We start from the raw sequence: 18941 nt of genomic DNA, 5'->3' as shown, positions 1-18941 counted from the left end.
CCGCCCCGGCACAATCCGGGAGGTGTCCGAAACCTCGGCGGCGTTCGTCCGCCTGCATGCCCGCCTGGCCCCCGTCGCGTTCATCCCGGAGGTCCAACTGCACCAGGCCGACGAACCGATCGGTCTGTGGCAGCTCACCGAGGGCGAGTTCCGCAGCGAACAGCCCCCACCGTTCTGGGCCTTCGCCTGGGCCGGCGGGCAGGCCCTGGCCCGCTACCTGCTCGACCACCCCGACGAGGTGACCGGCCGGCGGGTACTCGACTTCGCCTCCGGCTCCGGCCTGGTCGCCGTCGCCGCCGCCCGGGCCGGCGCCGACCACGTACGCGCCGTCGAGATCGACCAGCGGGCCGGCGCCGCGATCGAACTGAACGCCAAGGCCAACGACGTCCGGGTCGACATCACCGTGGCCGACATCCTGGACGACGAGAACGCCGGCGACGCCGACCTGGTCCTCGCCGGGGACGTCTTCTACAGCCAGGCGATGGCCAACCGGGTGCTGCGCTTCCTGCTGCGCGCCGCCCGTGGCGGTGCCCGGGTGCTCGTCGGCGACCCCGACCGGGCCTTCCTGCCCCGTTCCCGCTTCACCGCGCTCGCCACGTACCAGGTGCCCGTCCCGCCCGCGCTGGAGAGCGTACGGGTGAAGCCCACCACGGTCTGGCAACTCGACCCGGGTCGGCCGGGCGGCGCTGGGTAGCGTAGCGGCGTGTTGTTCCGCAGCTGGGCCGTGGGAGCAGTGGACCGGCAATGGCCGGACGTCGCGACCGTCGCCGACCACGTCGACGTCGACCACCTGGTGGTGACCCGGCACGCGCTCGTCCGTCAGGTCCTCGCCGACCCGGAAACGTACCGGCCGGACAACGCCCTCGACGCGATGAGCCCGATGCCGGTCGCCGCCCTGCGGATCCTCGCCGGGTACGGGTTCCGACTGCCACCGACACTGGCCAACAACAGCGGGCACAGTCACCCGGCGATCCGCGCCATCGTCGCCGACGCCCTGCACCCCAAGCGGGTCGCCGAGCAGCAGGAATGGTTGACCGGCGTGGTCCGTACCCGGGTCGCCAGACTCGGCGCCGACCTCGCCGCCGGCCGTCCGGTCGACCTCTACGCCGACCTCGCCGCCGACCTTCCGCTGCTGGTCCTGGCCCGGCTGGTCGACCTACCCGACACCCGGGTCGAGGTGGTCAAGGAGTTCACCCGGGCCGCCCTGGAACTCTTCTGGGCCCCGGTCGACGCCGAACGCCAACGGACCCTGGCCGAGATCGTCGGCCGTTTCCACACCGTGCTGCGCGACTTCGCGGCGACCGGCTCCGGGCTCGCCGCGCGCCTGCGCGACGCCGGGCACCCGTCCGATGTGGTGGTCGGCGCGCTCTTCTTCCTGCTCGTCGCCGGACAGGAGACCACCTCGCAGTTCCTCACCCTGCTGCTGCACCGGCTCACCGCCGAACCCGAGGTACGACGCGGGCTCGCCGACGGCACGGTCGAGGTGGCCGACGTGGTCGAGGAGGGACTGCGGCTGGAGCCGCCGATCGTCACCTGGCGACGGGTGGCCGCCCGGGACACCACCCTCGGCGGGGTCGACGTACCGGCCGGGCGCAGCGTCGTACTGTGGCTCGCCCGTGCCGGCCGGGACCCGGCGGTGGTCGCCGAGCCGGAGGAGTTCCGGCCCGGTCAGCCGGGATCGCGCCGACACCTCGCCTTCGGCGCCGGCGCGCACCGCTGCGTCGGTGCCCAGCTCACCCGGATGGAAGCCGCCGTGGTGGTGGCGCAGACCGCTCCCCTGCTCCACGGCGTCACCGTCGTACGCGCCCCCTGGTGCCCCGACAACCTCTCCTTCCGCATGCCCGACGCCCTGGTGGTAAGGAAGGGCCCCCTGTTATCGGATTCCGATGTATAAGGGGCCCCTCCCAACGCCTGCCGCCTGACCGCGAATCGACGCTCGCTGGACGCCGACGGTCAGTGGACGTCGTCGGTCAGTGGACGTCGTCGGCCCAGGTCCGCCAGTCGTCGAGGACGCCGTAGAGCGCCGGGGTGAGCCAGCCCGGGGCTGAGCGCCGGAAGACGCCCGGGTCCATCGTCCCGGCCCCGTCGGGGAGCGCGCCGACCATGTTCGGCACCAGCTCGCTGAGGTTGGCCCAGTGCACCAGTTCCGGCTCGTTCGGCCAGGCTCCGAGCACCACCCCGGCCGGCACCGCCCGCCGTTCCAGCGCCTCCAGGGTGAGCGCGGTGTGGTTGAGCGTGCCCAGGCCGGCGCGGGCCACCACCACCGCCGGTGCGCCGAGCGAGACAGCCAGGTCGGCGACGGTCCACGGTTCACCGGAGGGGCGTACGCCCATCGGGACGAGCAGCCCGCCGGCCCCCTCGACCAGCACCAGGTCGTGCTTGTCGGTCTCCGCCCGTACCGCGTCGACCACCGCGTACAGCTCCAGCGGCTCTGCCGCCGCCACCCTCGCCGCGGCCAGCGGGGCGAGGGGTTCGGGGAAGTTCGCCAGCGTACGGGCGGTCAGCGGGGCGGCCAACCGGTTGACCGTGTCGATGTCGGACGGGGCGCCGGTGACCGTACCGGTCTGACCGGGTTTGATCACGGCGACCCGGAGCCCGGCGGCCTGTGCGGCGGCAGTGATCGCCGCCGTGACCACCGTCTTGCCGACATCGGTGTCGGTGCCGGTGACCAGGATCGGGCCACGCCACGAGGTGTCGCTCACCGGGCACCCTCCACGATCGGGCCACGCCACGAGGTGTCGCTCACCGGGCACCCTCCACGATCGGGCAACCACGCGGGGCGGCGGTCACGGGGCACATTCCACGATCACGTCCAGGGCGCGGTCGAACTCGGCGCGCGGCACCCCGACGTTGACCGTCAGCCGCAGCCGGGACCGGGTGTCGGGCGTGGAGGGCGGGCGGAAACAGCCCACCGCCACGCCCCGGTCGAGGCAGTCGGCGGCCCAGGTGGCGGCTGCCTCGGGACCGGGGGCGGTCACCGAGACCACCCCGGCGGCCGGGGTCGACACGTCCAGTCCGGCGTGGCCGAGGTGACGTACGGCGGTGGCGGCCCGATCGGCCAGCTCGTCCCGGAGGGCGTCGCCGTTGCGGGCCAGTTCCACGGCGGCGCCGACGCCCGCCGCGATCGCCGGCGGCAGGGCGGTGTCGTAGATGAAGGTCCGGCCGGTCTCCACCAGGTGCCGGATCAGCTCCGCCGGACCGGCGACCACGCCGCCGGCCCCACCGAGCGCCTTCGACAGGGTGGCGGTGATCACCACGTCGGGTGCGCCGGCAAGCCCGGCCTCGACCACCGCGCCGGCACCACCCGGACCGCGTACGCCGACCGCGTGCGCGTCGTCGACGAGCAGCAACGCACCGTGTCGGCGGGCCACCTCGTGCAGCCGGGCCAGCGGGGCGAGGTCGCCGTCGACGGAGAAGACCGACTCGGTGACGACTACCGCCGGCCGGCCCGGTGCCGCCGCCAGGGCGTCCGCCACGGCGGCCACGTCACCGTGCGGCGTGACCACCGTCTGGGCACCGGAGAGCCGGCAGCCGTCGATCAGCGAGGCGTGGTTGTGCGCGTCGGAGACGAGCAGCGTACGGGGGCGGACCAGGGCGCGTACGGCGCCGAGGTTGGCCAGGTAACCGGAGGAGTAGACGAGCGCACGCGCGGCACCGAACCAGTCCGCGAGGGTCTGCTCCAGCGCGGAGTGCAGGTCGGTCGAACCCCGGACCAGTCGGGAACCGGTGGCGCCCAGCCCGTACGTCCGCAGCGCCTCGGTGGCCGCGGCGGTGACCGCCGGATGGTGGGCGAGCCCCAGGTAGTCGTTGCCGGCGAGGTCGACCACCGGATCGGTCGCGCCCCGGGGGCGCAGCCGCCGGGTCAGTCCCGCCTTGGCGCGTAGCTGGGCACGCCGGTCCAGCGCTTCCAGCCAGCTCGCCACGTCGACTCCTCGTCTCCCCGTCCGCCCCGCCCGACCGCCCTGAGGGAACCGGCCCGACCGGCGAAAATTACCACTTCGGCCGGAACCGACCCGGGCGGCAGGCCGGTACGCCACGGGCGTTCCCGGCCGGCGGCAATAGGCGACGGTCACCCTAGCCGGTCCGCGCGGCACCGCCGCACGCGACGGCACCGGTGGACACGGTCACGCCAGCGGCCGGCGGCTCCCATCGATACTCGAACCGCCTTGTAGGGTACGACCATGCCAGAGATCCTCGACCGGGCGCGTGCCCAGGTGCTCGGTGAAGGCGTCGGCCTCGACGAGGCCGGTGTGCTCGCCGTACTGCGCCTTCCCGACGAGCACCTGCCCGCCGCCCTGCAACTCGCCCACGACGTGCGGATGCGCTGGTGTGGTCCGGAGGTGGAGGTCGAGGGGATCGTCTCGCTGAAGACCGGCGGGTGCCCCGAGGACTGCCACTTCTGCTCCCAGTCCGGGCTCTTCGCCTCGCCGGTGCGTTCGGTCTGGCTGGACATCCCGTCGCTGGTCGAGGCGGCGAAGCAGACGGCGAAGACCGGGGCGACCGAGTTCTGCATCGTCGCGGCGGTGCGCGGTCCGGACGCGCGGCTGATGAAGCAGATGCGCGAGGGTGTGGCCGCGATCAAGGCCGAGGTCGACATCCAGGTCGCCGCCTCGCTCGGCATGCTCACCCAGGAGCAGGTCGACGAGCTGGTCGACATGGGCGTGCACCGGTACAACCACAACCTGGAAACCTGCCGGTCGTACTTCCCGAACGTGGTCACCACGCACTCCTTCGAGGAGCGCTGGGAGACCCTGCGGATGGTGCGCGAGTCCGGCATGGAGGTCTGCTGCGGCGGCATCCTCGGGCTGGGCGAGTCGGTGGAGCAGCGGGCCGAGTTCGCCGCACAGCTCGCCGAGTTGGACCCGCACGAGGTGCCGTTGAACTTCCTCAACCCGCGTCCGGGCACCCCGCTCGGTGACCAGCCGGTGGTGGAGGGGAAGGACGCCCTGCGGGCGATCGCGGCGTTCCGACTGGCGATGCCGCGTACGATCCTCCGGTTCGCCGGTGGCCGGGAGATCACCCTGGGCGACCTGGGTACCCGTGACGGGCTGCTCGGCGGCATCAACGCGGTGATCGTGGGCAACTACCTGACCACGCTGGGCCGTCCGGCCGACGCCGACCTGGCTCTGCTGGACGAGCTGAAAATGCCGGTCAAGGCCCTCTCCGCGACGCTCTGAGCAAGGACGCCTGTGATGACGACGACCGGACTCTGGTGTGACCGGTGCGGGCGTTCGACCGGGGACGGCTCACACGACGGCTGCACCGCGGCCCGCGTGCTGGAGCCGCCCCGGTTCTGCCCGCAGTGCCGGCGCCGGATGAAGGTGCAGGTCCTGCCGACCGGCTGGTCGGCGGTCTGCGTCGAACACGGCGAAACCCACCAGGCCGAACAGGGCTGAACCCACCCCGCCGACCTGCTCGGGGGATGTCACCGCTGACCCGCGCCCACCGCCACGGGCAGCGGAAACAACGCCTCGATCCGCCAGCCGGACGGGACGACCGGGCCGTAGACGAGGTCCCGCCGTACGCGCTGATGTCCCCGGGCAAGGCCGCGCAGGCCGAAGCCCGGGGTCGCGCCGACGTGATCACGCCGCTGGTCCGGCCGTGAGCACCTCCGGTCCTAGCGTGCGCGGCGCCGTCGCCGGCGGATCAGGACGATCGGCAGTGCGAGCAGCGCGGTGACCAGCCACAAGAAGACCACGGCCGCCCACTCGACGGCTCCGACGTCGTCGACGAGGAACATGCCGAAGGTCGCCAGAGCGCTGAAGCCGCCCATGGCGACCGTGGCGATACCGCTGATCACCATGGCGGTGACGGCGGGCCAGCCGAACGGCTGGAGCGGCGGTTTCGCGGCCGATGGGGTCGGCTGGGGTGCCGGGATCTGCTCCGGTGTCCGCGCCTGCATGTCGACCCGCCGGTCGGCCGGGACCTGCCGGTCCAGGATCGGGATCGCGTCCGGGTGCAGGTGGAACATGGTCGGCTCGATCCGGATCCCGATACCGTCGTGACCGATCGCCTGGCGTGCCCCGTCGGGCCAGGCGAGCAGCACGGCGGTTTCGGCGTACCGCACGGTGAGCGGGCCGCCCGGGCCGAGGAGGCTGATCCCGTCCGCGCCGAACCGCAGCTCGGCGTCGCCCTCGATCGCGGCGTACGCCGTACCCGGGAGGGCGTGGGTGGAGTGGGTGGGTGCCTCGACGAACCCCGCCCAGTCCGCCCGGCAGCCGTCCGGCACCATCAGCAGCGCGGACGACATCACCTCCCGGGCCACCTGGTGCAGGTCCGCGACGGTGACCTGCTTCAACTCCGACCGGTACTGCTCGATGCTCAGGTTGGGGTGTCCGACCAGCAGGTTGAAGGCGAAGCTGGGAAGCCGCGCGGCGTGCACGGCGGCGGAACTGAGCGCTTCCTCGACCTTGCCGACGTGGGCGTCGAGGTCGGCCTGCGCGATCCGGCCGACGTTCAGCTTCGCCAGTACGTCGACGAACCCGCCGAGTACCGCCCACTGCTTCTCCGGCAGCGCGTCGGCGAGGGCGCGGAGACTGGCGTAGCCGTCGCCGCGCGGTTCGTAGACGGCGGTGGCGGTGTACGAGAGCCCGTCCTCCTGCCGCAGCGAGCGGAACAGCTCCCGTTCCAGCACCTCGGTGAAGGCACCGGCGGCGGTGCTGCGGCGTACCAGCGCGTCGACCGCGACCGCCCGGGATCCGTTGGTGAAGTACGCGGGGGTGGTCGGCAGCGCGGACGACGCGGCCGGGACCGGGTGTCGCCGACCGGCCGGCAGCGGCAGGCGCAGGCCGGCGGGAATCCGGTCACCGGCGATCCAGAGTACGGCGTTCTCCCGGGTGAAGTAGTGGCTCGCCCAGGCACGCAGGTCGTCCGGGGTGAGCATGGCGAGCCCGAACTCGGGGTAGCTGACCAGCCCGTGATCGCGGGCACCGTGCCGCCAGAGCGGCACCCCGTCCATCACGCCCCGCGACCGGCTGCTCCACTCCGTACGCAGGATCTCCTTCTCCATCTCCAGGCGTTGCATCGGCAGGTCGTGCAGGTTTCGGCAGACGCCGACGAGGAAGGTGCCGATGTCGGTCTCGGAGCCCTGGAGCTGGAAGGAGGTGGTGACCGGGCCGGTGGCGCCGTTGAAGTGGTAGTCGGAGAGGGCGATCGGCGCCAGCGTCAGGTGTTCCAGCAGGTGGGTGATGCCGCTGCGGGCGAGCGTCTCGTCGGCGGTGCCGACCCGGAACACCAGTCCGGCCTGCATCGGCCCGTCGGTCGGCGCGAGCAGCGTCGGTACGCCGTCGACCTGGAACTCGCGGATCATCGCGCGCCACCCTTCGCGTACGCCTCGGCACGGAGCCTCTGGAACACCTCGGAGGCGTCCCCGAGGGCGTCGAACATCCCCACGCTGGCGACGTTGCCGGCGTTGGCGAGGACGGTGAACTGGGTCGCGGCCGAGCGCCAGTCCCCGGTCAGGCAGAAGACCATGGCGAAGCTGCTGCGGGTGCCGACCCAGCCCCAGTCGTGCCGGAAGGCGGGGTGCCAGACCGAGCGGCGAGCCGCCTCCTGGATCTCCTGCCAGACCTCCATTCCGAGCAGGTACTGCTCGGCCTGTTCCAGGGTGTCGAGCTCGAAGGCCCGTTCCAGGTGACCGTCCAGCACCACTATGGCGTTCTGCGCGCCCTCGGGTGCGGCGCGCATGCAGTCCCGGGCGAAGCTGTGCACCGCGTCCCAGGTGCCGCCCCACTTCGGGCAGAGCTTCTGGAGCAACGACTCCTGGGCCAGCACGTGGTGGGGGTCGTGGCGGGCGAGCCGGTCGTAGCGGCGCCGCGCCTCGGACTGTCCCATCTGGAGCCCCCGCGCCGTGGTCACCCGCCAGGACCAGGCCGGTACGTAGCCCGGGTGCCGGGCGGTCACGTCGATCAGGATCGTCTCGGCCTGGCGCAGGTAGGCGTGGAACTGGTCGAACTGTTCCTGGCTGACCTGGTTGGCCCGCCGGCCGCTGCGGATCTCCCAGCCGACGATGACGAGTCGGGCGGCGAGCATGGTCGCCGACAGTGGATCGCCGGGCCGCTGGGACACCGCCCAGCGGAGGAAATCCTCGGTCCCTGGCACGTCGGCGGCGACATTGAGCAGGCGCGACACCGTGGCCGCGTCGCGGCCGGCGAAGATCCGTTCGACGGTCTGCCAGTCAGTCCCGCTCAGCGCCGCACGCAAGGGAGTCACCTCGGGAAAGGCGGCTGCGGGGTCGAAGTTCGGCGCGGGAAGAGGGGCGGGCATTGCGGGATCATAGGTGATCACGAACGCCCCTGGGATCCCCTCAGCGGGCACCCGCGTCGGCGTACCGGAGGACGCGTCGGCGTACCCGCGACTGGCCGACCACCTACCCGTCCCCGGGCCGGGAGGCGTGGCCGTCCGCGGACGGCGGCGACGCCTCCCGGCCCGTACGCGCGCTCCGCCTCACCTGGGACGACCGGAGGAGCCACCCCGGGGAACGCACCGGTCCGGTCACGCAATGGTGCAGGTCGCGCCGTTCAGGGTGAATGCGGTCGGCCTCGGGTTGCTGCCGGTGTGCGTACCGTTGAAGCCGAAACTGGTGGACGCGCCCGGCGCCAGGGAGCCGTTGTAGGACAGGTTCGTCGCGGTGACCGTGGTCCCGGCCTGGGTCACGGTCGCCGACCAGGACTGGGTGACCCGTTGTCCGGCGGCGTAGGCGAAGACCAGGCTCCAGCCGTTGATCGCCGCGCTGCCGGTGTTGCGGATGGTGACGGTGCCGGTGAAGCCGCTGTTCCAGTCGTTGGTGCTGTAGCCGACCTGACACGCGCCACCCGGTCCGGCCGGCAGCGTGGTCACGCTGACCAGGCCGGACGCGGCCGAGGAGTTGCCGGCACCGTCGCGGGCCACGACGTAGAACTGGTACGCGGTGGACGGGGTGAGCCCGGTGACCGCCAGCGACGCCGTCACCGGTGACCCGACGAGGATGTCGGTCGCGCCGGCCTCCCGGTAGACGTCGTAGCCGGCGAGTCCACTCCCCCCGGCGTCGGTGGACGCGGCCCAGCCCAGGGTGACACCGCTGGCGGTGACCGCCGCGGCGGTGGGAGTTCCGGGCACGGTCGGGGCGGTGTTGTCCGGGGTGGTCGGACCCGGTTCGGCGCCCCAGACCCGTACCCCGCCCTCGTAGAGCGGCACGTTCGCGTTCGGCCCGGCGGTGGCCTGGTACGACGGGTCGTTCGCCGGATTCCAGGTGCCGCCCTCCGGTACGCCGATCTTGAACTGGACCTCCATCCGGTGCGCCGACTGACCGGCCGGGGCGATGGTGTACCCGGCGCAGTTGACCTCGACGTACCAGAGGTCGCCGGACGCCTGCCGCGCCGCGCTCGGTGACGGGCAACCCTGGGTGTAACCGGCGGTCACCTCGATCGCGCTGGTCCCCTCCCGACGGAAGTAGTAACGGAAGGTGGCGGCCTTGAGCGCGCGCGCCGGGAACGCCGACTTGTTGTAGACGATCGCCTTGATCCCGGTTGACCGGGTCTCGTTCTGCATCACCGTGGTCTCCACGGTCAGCTCGTCGATGTCCGGCGGCTCCGGCTGTGGAAAGTTCGCCAGCGCGGTGCCGCCGTACTCGCGGTAGAGCCGGACCAGCGCGGAGGTGAAACCGGCGTTGTAGTCGGTGGCGACCTCGTTCATCACGTAGTCACCCCGGCTGTCGGTGTACGCGTCGTTCGGCGCGGACGGTCCCCCGACCAGCGCACCGTAGAGCACGTGTCGGGTCTGGACCGGTACGGTCTGGCTGTCCCACCAGGAGCCGTGTGCGGTGCGGTGGTGCGGGTTGCGGGGCGGGTTGGCGCCGAAGCCGATCAGGTAGCTGGATTGGCGCGGGTTGTCACCGAGCGCGTAGTTGATCTGCTTGACCGCGAAGTCGTGGTAGCGCGCCTGACGCGCGGTGTCGGAGGTCCGGTCGGCGTAGACCAGGGCGGCGAAGGCGGTGTTGGCCGCGTAGCGCAGCGCACCCCAGGTGTCGAGCACGGCCATCCCGCCCGGGGAGGTGCGCACCTTCTCCCCGTTGACGCCGACGGTCCAGTAGTCCAGCCAGCGGTTGGCGTCGTCGACGTACTTCTGCCGGCCGGTCAGGTTCGCCAACAGCACGTACGTGCCGAACTGTTTGTTGTCCCAGGCGACGGTCCACTTGTAGAGCCGGGTGGTGGACTGCGGTTCGGTGCCGAGCCGGTCGTACTCGCTCTCCGCCTTGGCCAGGTACGCGGCCTCACCGGTGGCCCGGTAGAGCCAGACCGCACCCCAGACCAGTTCGTCCTGGTATCCGCTCCAGGAGCGGTAGAAGCTGGTCACGTCGGTGATGCACTCGTGGTAGGCGCGGCGCACGGTGTCGGCGAAGGTGTAGAGCTGCCGGGCGTGGCTGACCAGCCGGTCCGCGTAGGCCGGGTCGGTGGGCCGGAACACCATCGACGAGGCGGCCATCGCGGCGGCCGTCTCACCAGCCAGGTCCGCGCCGCCACAGCTCGCGTCGATCTTGTACGCCGGCCGCGCCATCGGCAGCACCTCGGCCGGCCCCCACCACTTGTGGTCGTCGTCGCCCTTGCCGATCTGTCCGTAGAGGACATTGGGCGACGGGTGCGCCTTGATGAAGTAGTCGTTGACAAAACGCAGGTTGTTCAGCAGGTACGGCAACTGCCCGGAGGCGGCGTACCCGTCCCGGTACTCGACCGCACCCCAGGCGAGCATGGTGGCGCTGAAGGCCATCGGGAAGCCGAACTTGACGTGGTCGCCGGCGTCGTACCAGCCGCCGGTCAGGTCCAGGCCGGCATCGGCGCCGTCGGTGAGCGCGGAGTCGCCGCGCCACGGGACCCGGTTCCAGTCGGGCAGCGCCCCGGACTGCTGAGCCTCGTAGAAGTAGAGCGACTTCTGCAACGCCTCGGCGTAGTTGTAGGCCGGCGCGACGGCGACCGCAGCGGTGCCGAGACGAGACGCGTCGAGCGCGACCGCGCCGCCTGTCCGGTCGGCGCCGGTCGGGACAGCGGCTGCCGGGCCGACGGGGAGAAGGGCCGCAGCGGTTACCGTGAGTAAACCGAAAGTGGCGACTGCGCGGTACCACCGTCCGGGCCGGACCCTACCGGTGGGCTGGCCAAGTTGACCTTTTGGCCAGGCCGGCGTGATGCTGGGCAACACTAGACTCGCTCCTGTCCGTGGAGCCGCGCGCGGCAACGCGTAGCGGAGGACATTGAAGGGGCGGATGTGGGCGCATCCGCCCCTTCGCCCGTCCCGGGCCAACGCGTACACGACGGCATGATGTGGGCTTGCGGGAAGCCACGGGAGCGCTCCCATGGACATTTGTCAATGTAGCCGGCCTGTTGCCGCTTTGTGAAGGGTCCCCGGGCCCGCCGCGCGGAGCGACCCGGCCCGACCGACCGCTCCGGTCAACTACTCGACGCCGACTGCTCGACGCCGACGCGAGCGCCAGTGACCAACCGGTGGGCCGGAACGTCCTGGGATACGGGCGTACGGTTGCCGCCCGGCCCCGACCCGCGAGACAGTACGCGCAGATCAGCGGTGCCATCGACGCTGCCGCTCTTGCACTCGTCACGAGTTCCAGGAGGCAACGATGGCACTACGTCTCGCCGACGGCACCGGGTGGCAGGAGACCCTCGCCCGGGCGGTCACCGCGACTCCCGAGGCATTCGACCCGAACACCTCGGGCCCAGCCACCCTCCGCAACCTGGTGCAGGGTGCATGGCAGTCGGTCGGCACCCCGGCCCCGGTCCGTACCCCGGTCGACAACACCGTGCTGGTCAACCTTCCCCGACTCGACGGCGACTCGGCACGCGCCGCGGTCGCCTTCGCCGTCGAGGAACACCGCGACTGGGCGAGGACGCCACTGACCGTACGGAAGGCCCGGGTCACCGAGGCCCTGGACGAGCTGACCATCCACCGCGACCTGCTGGCCCTGCTGCTGGTCTGGGAGATCGGCAAGCCGTGGCGGCTGGCCTGCGCCGACGTCGACCGGGCCCTCGACGGCGTCCGCTGGTACGTCGAGGAGATCGACCGGATGCTCGCCGACGGCCGCGAACCGCTCGCCGGCCCGGTCAGCAACATCGCGAGCTGGAACTACCCGATGAGTGTGCTGGTCCACGCCGAACTGGTGCAGCTACTCGCCGGCAACGCGGTCATCGCCAAGACCCCGTCGCAGGGCGGCGCGGTCTGCCTCACCGTGGCGCACGCGCTGATGCGCCGCGCCGGCCTGCCCGCCACCCTCGTCTCCGGCGGCGGCGAGGATCTCTCCGAGGCGCTGGTCCGGGCGCCGGAGATCGGCGCGGTCGCGTTCGTCGGCGGTCGCTCCAACGGCGGCAAGGTCGCCGCCGCGCTGCTCGACTCCGACAAGCGGCACTTCATCGAACAGGAAGGGCTGAACGCCTGGGGCGTCTGGGAGTTCTCCCAGTGGGACATGCTCGCCAAGCACCTGAAGAAGGGCTTCGAGTACGGCAAGCAGCGCTGCACCGCGTACCCCCGGTTCGTGGTGCAGCGGGACCTGGTCGACCGCTTCCTCGACATGTACCTGCCGGTGGTGCGCTCCGTACGCTTCGGCCACCCGCTCGCCGTCGCGGACGACTGGGTCGACGGCGACGCCCTGCCGGAACTGGACTTCGGGCCACTGATCAGCGGCGCGAAGGCCGACGAACTGCGCCGCAAGGTCGAGGAGGCGGTCCGGGGCGGCGCCATCCCGCTCTACCGTGGCCGACTCGACGGGGCACCGTTCCTCGACGGCCAGGACACCTCGGCGTACGTCGCGCCGGCGGTGCTGCTCGCCCCACCCGGCCGGTCCCGGCTGATGCACGCCGAGCCGTTCGGCCCGGTCGACACCATCGTGGTGGTGGACACCAGGGACGAACTGCTCGCCGCGATGAACGCCTCCAACGGTGCCCTGGTCGCGAGCCTCGCCTGCGACGACGAGGACGAGGCGGCAAAGCTGGCGGTGGACCTACAGGCGTTCAAGGTCGGCATCAACAAGCCCCGGTCCCGGGGCGACCGGGACGAGCCCTTCGGCGGTCGCGGTGCCTCCTGGAAGGGTGCCTTCGTCGGCGGCGACCTGCTGGTGCACGCGGTCACCCAGGGCGTCCCCGGACAGCGGCTCTTCGGCAACTTCCCGGACTACAACAGCTACCCGGCCACCTGAGTCGCGACCGGCCGGGCCCGACCGGCCAGCGGTCGACCTCCCGGAACCGGAAAGAGGGTTCCTTCCTGCCGTCCCACAGGAAGGAACCCTCTTCCCTTCGCCCCAATCAGGCTGTTCCGGCGGCCCGGCACCGCATCGGTGCCGGGCCGCTGGGGTCTTGGTCCGTCACGGCCACCAGGGGCACGGTGACGGTCATCAGGTCGCCGTCGGTGTCGACCGGCTCCAGCCGCCCGACCCGGTGCAGCACCCGGAGCAGGCCCAGGTTGTCCGCGTACGCGTGGGCCACCAGCACGGCATGGCCGGACCGCCCGGCGTACGCGACCAGCCGCCGGGCCAGCGCGCCGCCGAGGCCGCGCCGCTGCCAGTCCTCCTCGACCAGGAGCGACACCGCGCCGGCCACCCCCTCGCCGACCAGGTTCGCCATCGCCACCACCCGTTCCGGGGTGCCGTCGACACCGCCGGCCACGGCGAGCAGGGTGATCCCGCGCGCCGGCTCCAGCAGTCGACGCAACCGCTGCGGGGTCGGTTCGGTGGCACCGAGGTAGCGGTGTCGCCGGCTCTCGGCCGAGCAGCGGGAGTGCATCGCCGCCACCGCCGGCAGGTCGTCCCCGGTCGCCGGTCGTACGGTCAGCTCCGCCCCGTCCGGCAGCACCAGGGTCACCTGCTCCGAAGCCCGCCGCTCCACGTTCGCGGCCAGGTCGACCAGCGCCTGCGCGCGGGCGTACTCGGCCGGGGTGAACATCGGAGCGGCCCGGAGCACCTCGTAGGAGCCGCCGGCCGGGTCGGCCAGCCGCATCGTCTCGGCACCGGCCCGGGGCCGGTCCTGCCCCGGTGCCGGGCGCCAGGTGACCGTGTCGGCACCGAGCAGGGTACGCAGCACCTCGCCGAGTGCGTCCGGGTCGCGTACGAGCCGGCTCGCCAGGCCCAGTGCTCGGGTCGGCTGGTCGACCAGGCCGCGCGCCTCACTGCGCGCCACCCAGCAGTCCCGCCCGCGGCCACGTTCCACCGCGGTGACCAGGTCGGCCGCGGTGAGTCGCTCCGGCGCGTCGACGAGGAAGTCGTCGAGCGCGCCCGCCTCGGTGGTGTGTACCTGCACGGTGAGGATGTTGACTCCGCGCAGCGCGAGACTGGCGGTCAACACCGCCAGGTATCCGGGCCGGTCGTCGACCGTCGCCCTGATCCGCCATAGCGCCATCCCAGCTCCTCTCCCGGAACCCGCCGGCCCGCCGGCTGGTTCCACTCCGGGAACCCGCCGGCCCGCCCCGGCCGGGTCTCCCGGGTCACCCGCTCAGCGCTGAGCGGTCACGATCTGACGGCCGCCGGAGGTGCGCTGACCAGGTCGAGCCGGTCACCGAGAATGACCGCCGCCGCCCGGACGAGCTGCGCCACCCGGTCCACCTCGGTGACGTGGAAGCCCGCCGCCGACAGGCCCTCCGTGTCCACCCGGGCCACCATGAGCACCAGCCCGGCCCGACCGAACGGTGCCGCCACGTAGTGCGTGCCGACCGGCCCGTCCATGGCACGGGCCCGCAGCGGTGTCACCTCCGGCAGGGTCAGCGGACTCGGCGCACGCCAACTCGCGTACGCCACCGCCGGTGCCCCACCGGGCGCCCCGGGGAGCGCCGATCCTCTCCGGGACGCCCAGTCGGCCGGAACCACCGCAGCCGCCGCCCAGTCCGCCGCCAACAGTCCTGGCACGGCGTCGACCAGCGTGGCCAGCCCGTCGGCCGGGTTCCCCGCCACCTGCGCCAACAACTCGGCGTCCTGGCCGCCGCTGGTGGGCGCGCCGATCGCCCGCCAGACGCCGTCCACCTGCACGCCGGGAATCGCCGCCATCCCGGCGAGCAGTCGTTCGACCCGGGATGCCCCGGGCCAGACCACGGTGAAGTCGTCGACCGCCCGCCCGCCGAGCCGTTCCAGGACCACGACCTGGACGATGTCGGCACCCGCCACGCCCAGCGTGCGGGCCACCTGCCCGAGCGCGCCAGGTCGGTCGGGAAGCGTCACCCGAACCCTCAGCAACATCTCTGTTCTCCCGTCGAACGAGTCAGCGCGGGAACCCCGGGCCTGTACGCGGCATCTGGTCGCCGGCTTACCTGGTCCAGGGTGCCCGCAGACCATTTCGCCCCTGTTGCCGCACCGTGTCTCGGCCGCAACAAGCCGTCCTTGACAAGTTAGTCAAGCTGCCATCAACTGTTCGGATGACCGTGTCGGATTCGCACCCACCGGGTCCGACCGCACGCGATACTGGCCCACCTGCTCACCCGACGGGAGCCGGTCTGGATCTCGACCGGCTCACCGACCACCTTCGGGTGCACCGGCCGGAGCTGCTCGACGGGGCGCTGACGGCCCGGTTGATCGCCGGGGGTCGATCCAACCTCACCTACCGGGTGCACTCCGGTTCCCGGCAGTTCGTCCTGCGCCGGCCGCCGCTGGGACACGTACTCGCCACCGCGCACGACATGGGTCGCGAGTTCCGGGTCATCTCGGCGTTGGCCGGCAGCGGTGTCCCGGTGCCGGCGACACTGCTGCTCTGTCTGGATCCCGGGGTGGTCGGGGCGCCTTTCTACCTGATGGAGTGGGTGCCCGGGGTGGTCTTCCGCGACCGCGCGCAGACCGACCGGCTCAGCGGAGCCCAGCGGCGCGGACTGGCACTGTCCATGATGGACACCCTGGCCACCCTGCACGGGGTCGACCCCGCCCTGGTCGGTCTGGCCGACTTCGGTCGACCAGAGGGCTACCTCGCCCGGCAGGTACGTCGCTGGGGCGGTCAGCTCGACCAGTCACGCAGTCGTCCCCTGCCCGGTGTCACCGAGTTGCGGGAACGGCTGGCCGCGAGCGCTCCCGAGGGGGCCACCGCCGGCCGCATCGTGCACGGCGACTACCGCCTGGACAACCTGCTCGCCGAGCCCGCACCCGATCCGGCCACGACCACCGCCACGGACTCCGCCGCCCCGACCGCCACCACGGCGCCACCGGCCTTGGCGACCATTCGGGCGGTGCTCGACTGGGAGATGGCCACCCTCGGCGACCCCCTGGCCGACCTCGGGCTGCTGCTGACGTACTGGGACGTGCTCGGCGACCGCGACGAGACGGCCGGCAACCCGGTCGCCGACGGGCTCGGGCCCCGGGCCGGCTTTCCGTCCGGCGCCGAACTCATCGACCGCTACGCCAGCCGCGCCGACGTGGACGTCGGACCGCTGGACTGGCACATCGCGCTCGGCTGCTTCAAGCTCGCGGTGATCTGCGAGGGCATCCACTACCGGCACACCCTCGGGCAGACCGTCGGCGACGGGTTCGACCGGATCGGCGAGATGGTGCAACCGCTCGTCGCGCACGGGCTGGCCGCCGTCGGGCGGGGTTGATGCGGTGGCCGCCGAGCCGTGACGGCACCGACCGACGCGACAGGGAGACAGACTGATGGAGTTCGGATTCGACGCCCGCACCGCCGAGCTGCACGAGAAGTTGCACGACTTCCTGGTGGGGCACATCTACCCGGCCGAGCCGGTGCACGCGGCCCAGGTGGCCGAGGAGGCCGATCCGTGGTCCCGGCCGCCGGTGCTCGACGAACTCAAGGCCGTGGCCCGGGAGCGCGGGCTGTGGAACCTCTTCCTCCCCGACCCCGGGTACGGCGCCGGCCTGACGAACCTCCAGTACGCACCGCTGGCCGAGCTGACCGGACGCAGCCCGCACCTGGCGCCGGAGGCGCTCAACTGCGCGGCCCCGGACACCGGCAACATGGAGTTGCTGGCCGAGTTCGGCTCGCCGGCCCAGCGGGAGCGCTGGCTGCACCCGTTGCTGGACGGGGAGATCCGCTCGGCGTTCTGCATGACGGAGCCGGAGGTGGCCTCCTCGGACGCCACCAACATCGCCACCCGGATCGACCGTAAGGGCGACGAGTTCGTGGTGAACGGGCGCAAGTGGTGGTCGTCCGGGGCGATGGACCCGCGCTGCGAGATCTTCATCGTGATGGGCAAGACCGACCCGGACGCCGACCGGCACCGGCAGCAGAGCATGGTGCTGGTGCCCCGGGACACCCCGGGTGTGACGGTACGGCGCGGCATGACCGTGTTCGGTTACACCGACGGCGCCCACGGTGGCCATGCCGAGGTGAGCTTCGAAGACGTACGGGTGCCGGCGGAGAACCTGATCGGCGGCGAGGGCAACGGTTTCGCGATCGCCCAGGCGCGACTCGGGCCGGGCCGGATCCACCACTGCATGCGCCTGGTCGGGATGGCCGAACGGGCCCTCGAACTGCTCTGCCGGCGTACCTCGCAGCGGGTCGCGTTCGGCCGGCCGCTCTCCGAGCAGGGGGTGATCCGGGACTGGATCGCGGAATCACGGGTTCGGATCGAGCAGGCCCGGCTGCTGGTGTTCAAGACCGCCTGGTTGATGGACACGGTCGGGAACCGGGGAGCGCACAGCGAGATCCAGGCCATCAAGATCGCCACCCCGGCGATGGCCGAGTGGGTGATCGACAAGGCGATCCAGGCGTACGGCGCGGCCGGCGTCAGCCAGGACACCCCGCTTGCCGCACTCTGGGCCCAGGCCCGGACGCTCCGCCTGGCCGATGGCCCCGACGAGGTCCACCGCGCCTCCCTCGCCCGCCGCGAACTGCGCCGCTGGGCCCCGTCCTGATCCCCGCCAGCGGGAGGGGTCAGGCGGAGGCGCGGTGGACCAGGTGGGTGTCGAGAAGGACGTACGGGGTCTGGAGGTCCTCGCGGCGGATCCGGGACATCAGCAACCGGGCCATCTGCCGGCCCATCTCCTCCACCGGTTGGTGAACGGTGGTCAGCGGCGGGTCTGCCTGACGGGCGATCGGCGCGTCCTCGAACCCGACCACCGCCACGTCCTCGGGCACCCGCCGACCGGCGTCCCGCAGGGCGCGCAGCGCACCGCAGGCCATCAGGTCGGAGGCGACGAAGACCGCATCGAGGTCCGGGCACTGCTCCAGCAGCCGCCGCATGGCCGAGGTGCCGCTGCTCTCGCTGAAGTCCCCGTACGCGATCAGGTGTTCGCTGACCGGCCGGCCGCTGGCCTGGACCGCCTGCCGGTAGCCGGCGAGCCGGGCCACGCCGACCGCCATGTCCTGCGGGCCGGCGATCGTGGCGACCCGGGTCCGGCCCCGCTGGACCAGGTGTTCCACCGCCTGACGGGCACCGCCGGCGTTGTCGACGTCGACGAAGTAGGCGGCCTGGGCGCCCGGTTGCAGCATCCGGGCGGGCCGTCCGCCGAGCACCGCCGGCAACGACCGCTGCTCCAGCAGGGTCGGGAGCGGGTCGGCGTCGTGCAGGGAGAGCAGGAGTACGCCGTCCACGTGCTGCGGAGTGAGGTGGTGCTCGACCCGTTCCCGCTCGGCCGGTGACTGGGCCATGGCGAGCCAGAGCTGCATCGGGGTGTCGAGCAGGCCGGAGCTGATGCCGCGCACGATGCCGGCGAAGAACGGCTCGCCGAAGACCCGTTCCTCCGACTCCGAGACGACCAACGCCACCGAGTCCGTACGCTGCGTGACCAGCGCGCGGGCGGCGCGGTTGGGTACGTAGCCGAGTTCGGCGATGGCCTGCTGGACGGCGGCCCTGGCCTCCGGGCTCACCTGCGGCGAGCCGTTGACGACCCGGGAGACCGTTCCCCGGCCGACCCCGGCACGGGCGGCAACCGCGTCCAGGGTGGGCCGCCCGAGTGACCGGGTGCGCTGGGTTGTCATGGTCTGCTCCTCCGACGTTGGGGTGGGTCGGCACCGACTCCGTCGATGGGTCGGTGCCGGCACCCC

General features: G+C 72.3%; 15 protein-coding genes and 1 pseudogene. 8 read left to right on the top strand and 8 right to left on the bottom strand.

Going from position 1 to position 18941, the window contains the following annotated elements:
- Window positions 1–22: 22 nt before the first annotated feature.
- Window positions 23–694, top strand: a complete 672-nt coding sequence (locus ACIBF5_RS24300; RefSeq protein ID WP_396815170.1) for a class I SAM-dependent methyltransferase — start codon at window positions 23–25, stop codon at window positions 692–694.
- A 9-nt stretch (window positions 695–703) separates the two neighbouring features.
- Complete coding sequence (locus tag ACIBF5_RS24295; RefSeq protein ID WP_396815169.1) at window positions 704–1894, top strand: cytochrome P450; 1191 nt, start codon at window positions 704–706, stop codon at window positions 1892–1894.
- A gap of 76 nt (window positions 1895–1970) precedes the next feature.
- Here ACIBF5_RS24295 and bioD read toward each other — a convergent pair whose 3' ends face one another.
- Window positions 1971–2675, bottom strand: coding sequence for a dethiobiotin synthase (gene bioD, locus ACIBF5_RS24290; protein ID WP_396815247.1), 705 nt, complete (start codon window positions 2673–2675; stop codon window positions 1971–1973).
- 111 nt (window positions 2676–2786) lie between these two features.
- Window positions 2787–3923: an 8-amino-7-oxononanoate synthase gene (locus tag ACIBF5_RS24285; RefSeq protein WP_396815168.1), complete on the bottom strand. Its 1137-nt coding sequence runs from the start codon at window positions 3921–3923 to the stop codon at window positions 2787–2789.
- Window positions 3924–4181: 258 nt separating this feature from the next.
- On the opposite strand from ACIBF5_RS24285, the gene bioB reads away from it, so the two are divergent.
- The 3 genes from bioB to ACIBF5_RS24270 are packed head-to-tail and all read left to right on the top strand — an operon-like array spanning window position 4182 to window position 5605.
- Window positions 4182–5177, top strand: a complete 996-nt coding sequence (gene bioB, locus ACIBF5_RS24280; RefSeq protein WP_396815167.1) for a biotin synthase BioB — start codon at window positions 4182–4184, stop codon at window positions 5175–5177.
- 15 nt (window positions 5178–5192) lie between these two features.
- Complete coding sequence (locus ACIBF5_RS24275) at window positions 5193–5396, top strand: hypothetical protein (protein ID WP_396815166.1); 204 nt, start codon at window positions 5193–5195, stop codon at window positions 5394–5396.
- Between the two features lie 26 nt (window positions 5397–5422).
- Window positions 5423–5605, top strand: coding sequence for a hypothetical protein (locus ACIBF5_RS24270; protein ID WP_396815165.1), 183 nt, complete (start codon window positions 5423–5425; stop codon window positions 5603–5605).
- Between the two features lie 12 nt (window positions 5606–5617).
- On the opposite strand, the gene ACIBF5_RS24265 is transcribed toward ACIBF5_RS24270, so the two are convergent.
- From ACIBF5_RS24265 to ACIBF5_RS24255, 3 genes are all read right to left on the bottom strand, one after another.
- Window positions 5618–7309 (bottom strand): M16 family metallopeptidase, encoded by a 1692-nt coding sequence (locus ACIBF5_RS24265; RefSeq protein ID WP_396815164.1) that lies wholly within the window; start codon window positions 7307–7309, stop codon window positions 5618–5620.
- A complete protein-coding gene (locus tag ACIBF5_RS24260; protein ID WP_396815163.1) occupies window positions 7306–8265 on the bottom strand; it encodes a hypothetical protein in 960 nt (319 codons plus the stop codon). The genes ACIBF5_RS24265 and ACIBF5_RS24260 overlap by 4 nt, the downstream gene beginning before the upstream one ends.
- A gap of 228 nt (window positions 8266–8493) precedes the next feature.
- Window positions 8494–11166, bottom strand: a complete 2673-nt coding sequence (locus ACIBF5_RS24255; protein ID WP_396815162.1) for a glycoside hydrolase family 9 protein — start codon at window positions 11164–11166, stop codon at window positions 8494–8496.
- A gap of 436 nt (window positions 11167–11602) precedes the next feature.
- Between ACIBF5_RS24255 and ACIBF5_RS24250 the strand changes: the two genes are divergently transcribed.
- Window positions 11603–13171, top strand: coding sequence for an aldehyde dehydrogenase family protein (locus ACIBF5_RS24250; protein WP_396815161.1), 1569 nt, complete (start codon window positions 11603–11605; stop codon window positions 13169–13171).
- Window positions 13172–13277: 106 nt separating this feature from the next.
- Here ACIBF5_RS24250 and ACIBF5_RS24245 read toward each other — a convergent pair whose 3' ends face one another.
- Entirely contained in the window at window positions 13278–14366 is a 1089-nt protein-coding gene (locus ACIBF5_RS24245; protein WP_396815160.1) for a GNAT family N-acetyltransferase, read from the bottom strand.
- A gap of 107 nt (window positions 14367–14473) precedes the next feature.
- Entirely contained in the window at window positions 14474–15196 is a 723-nt protein-coding gene (locus ACIBF5_RS24240) for an amino acid-binding protein (RefSeq protein WP_396815159.1), read from the bottom strand.
- A 251-nt stretch (window positions 15197–15447) separates the two neighbouring features.
- Between ACIBF5_RS24240 and ACIBF5_RS24235 the strand changes: the two are divergent.
- A pseudogene (locus tag ACIBF5_RS24235) lies at window positions 15448–16536 on the top strand (phosphotransferase family protein); the annotation flags it as partial.
- Window positions 16537–16591: 55 nt separating this feature from the next.
- Window positions 16592–17809, top strand: a complete 1218-nt coding sequence (locus ACIBF5_RS24230; protein ID WP_396815158.1) for an acyl-CoA dehydrogenase family protein — start codon at window positions 16592–16594, stop codon at window positions 17807–17809.
- A 19-nt stretch (window positions 17810–17828) separates the two neighbouring features.
- Here the strand turns inward: ACIBF5_RS24230 and ACIBF5_RS24225 are convergent, their stop codons facing one another.
- On the bottom strand, window positions 17829–18875 hold the full coding sequence (locus tag ACIBF5_RS24225; RefSeq protein WP_396815157.1) for a LacI family DNA-binding transcriptional regulator: 1047 nt from the start codon (window positions 18873–18875) through the stop codon (window positions 17829–17831).
- Window positions 18876–18941: the final 66 nt, after the last annotated feature.

The sequence above is a fragment of the Micromonospora sp. NPDC050417 genome, from assembly GCF_044458865.1.
In the GTDB taxonomy this organism is placed as follows: domain Bacteria; phylum Actinomycetota; class Actinomycetes; order Mycobacteriales; family Micromonosporaceae; genus Micromonospora_G.
Note: the sequence above shows the minus strand (reverse complement) of the source record. Positions and strands in the feature narration are given on the sequence as shown.

Bases quoted from the DNA above. Each gene is read 5' to 3' on its own strand.
- bioB (WP_396815167.1), top strand. From the start codon at position 4,182: ATGCCAGAGATCCTCGACCGGGCGCGTGCCCAGGTGCTCGGTGAAGGC.
- ACIBF5_RS24275 (WP_396815166.1), top strand. From the start codon at position 5,193: ATGACGACGACCGGACTCTGGTGTGACCGGTGCGGGCGTTCGACCGGG.
- ACIBF5_RS24270 (WP_396815165.1), top strand. From the start codon at position 5,423: ATGTCACCGCTGACCCGCGCCCACCGCCACGGGCAGCGGAAACAACGC.
- ACIBF5_RS24265 (WP_396815164.1), bottom strand. From the start codon at position 7,309: ATGATCCGCGAGTTCCAGGTCGACGGCGTACCGACGCTGCTCGCGCCG.
- ACIBF5_RS24260 (WP_396815163.1), bottom strand. From the start codon at position 8,265: ATGCCCGCCCCTCTTCCCGCGCCGAACTTCGACCCCGCAGCCGCCTTT.
- ACIBF5_RS24250 (WP_396815161.1), top strand. From the start codon at position 11,603: ATGGCACTACGTCTCGCCGACGGCACCGGGTGGCAGGAGACCCTCGCC.
- ACIBF5_RS24245 (WP_396815160.1), bottom strand. From the start codon at position 14,366: ATGGCGCTATGGCGGATCAGGGCGACGGTCGACGACCGGCCCGGATAC.
- ACIBF5_RS24240 (WP_396815159.1), bottom strand. From the start codon at position 15,196: ATGTTGCTGAGGGTTCGGGTGACGCTTCCCGACCGACCTGGCGCGCTC.
- ACIBF5_RS24230 (WP_396815158.1), top strand. From the start codon at position 16,592: ATGGAGTTCGGATTCGACGCCCGCACCGCCGAGCTGCACGAGAAGTTG.
- ACIBF5_RS24225 (WP_396815157.1), bottom strand. From the start codon at position 18,875: ATGACAACCCAGCGCACCCGGTCACTCGGGCGGCCCACCCTGGACGCG.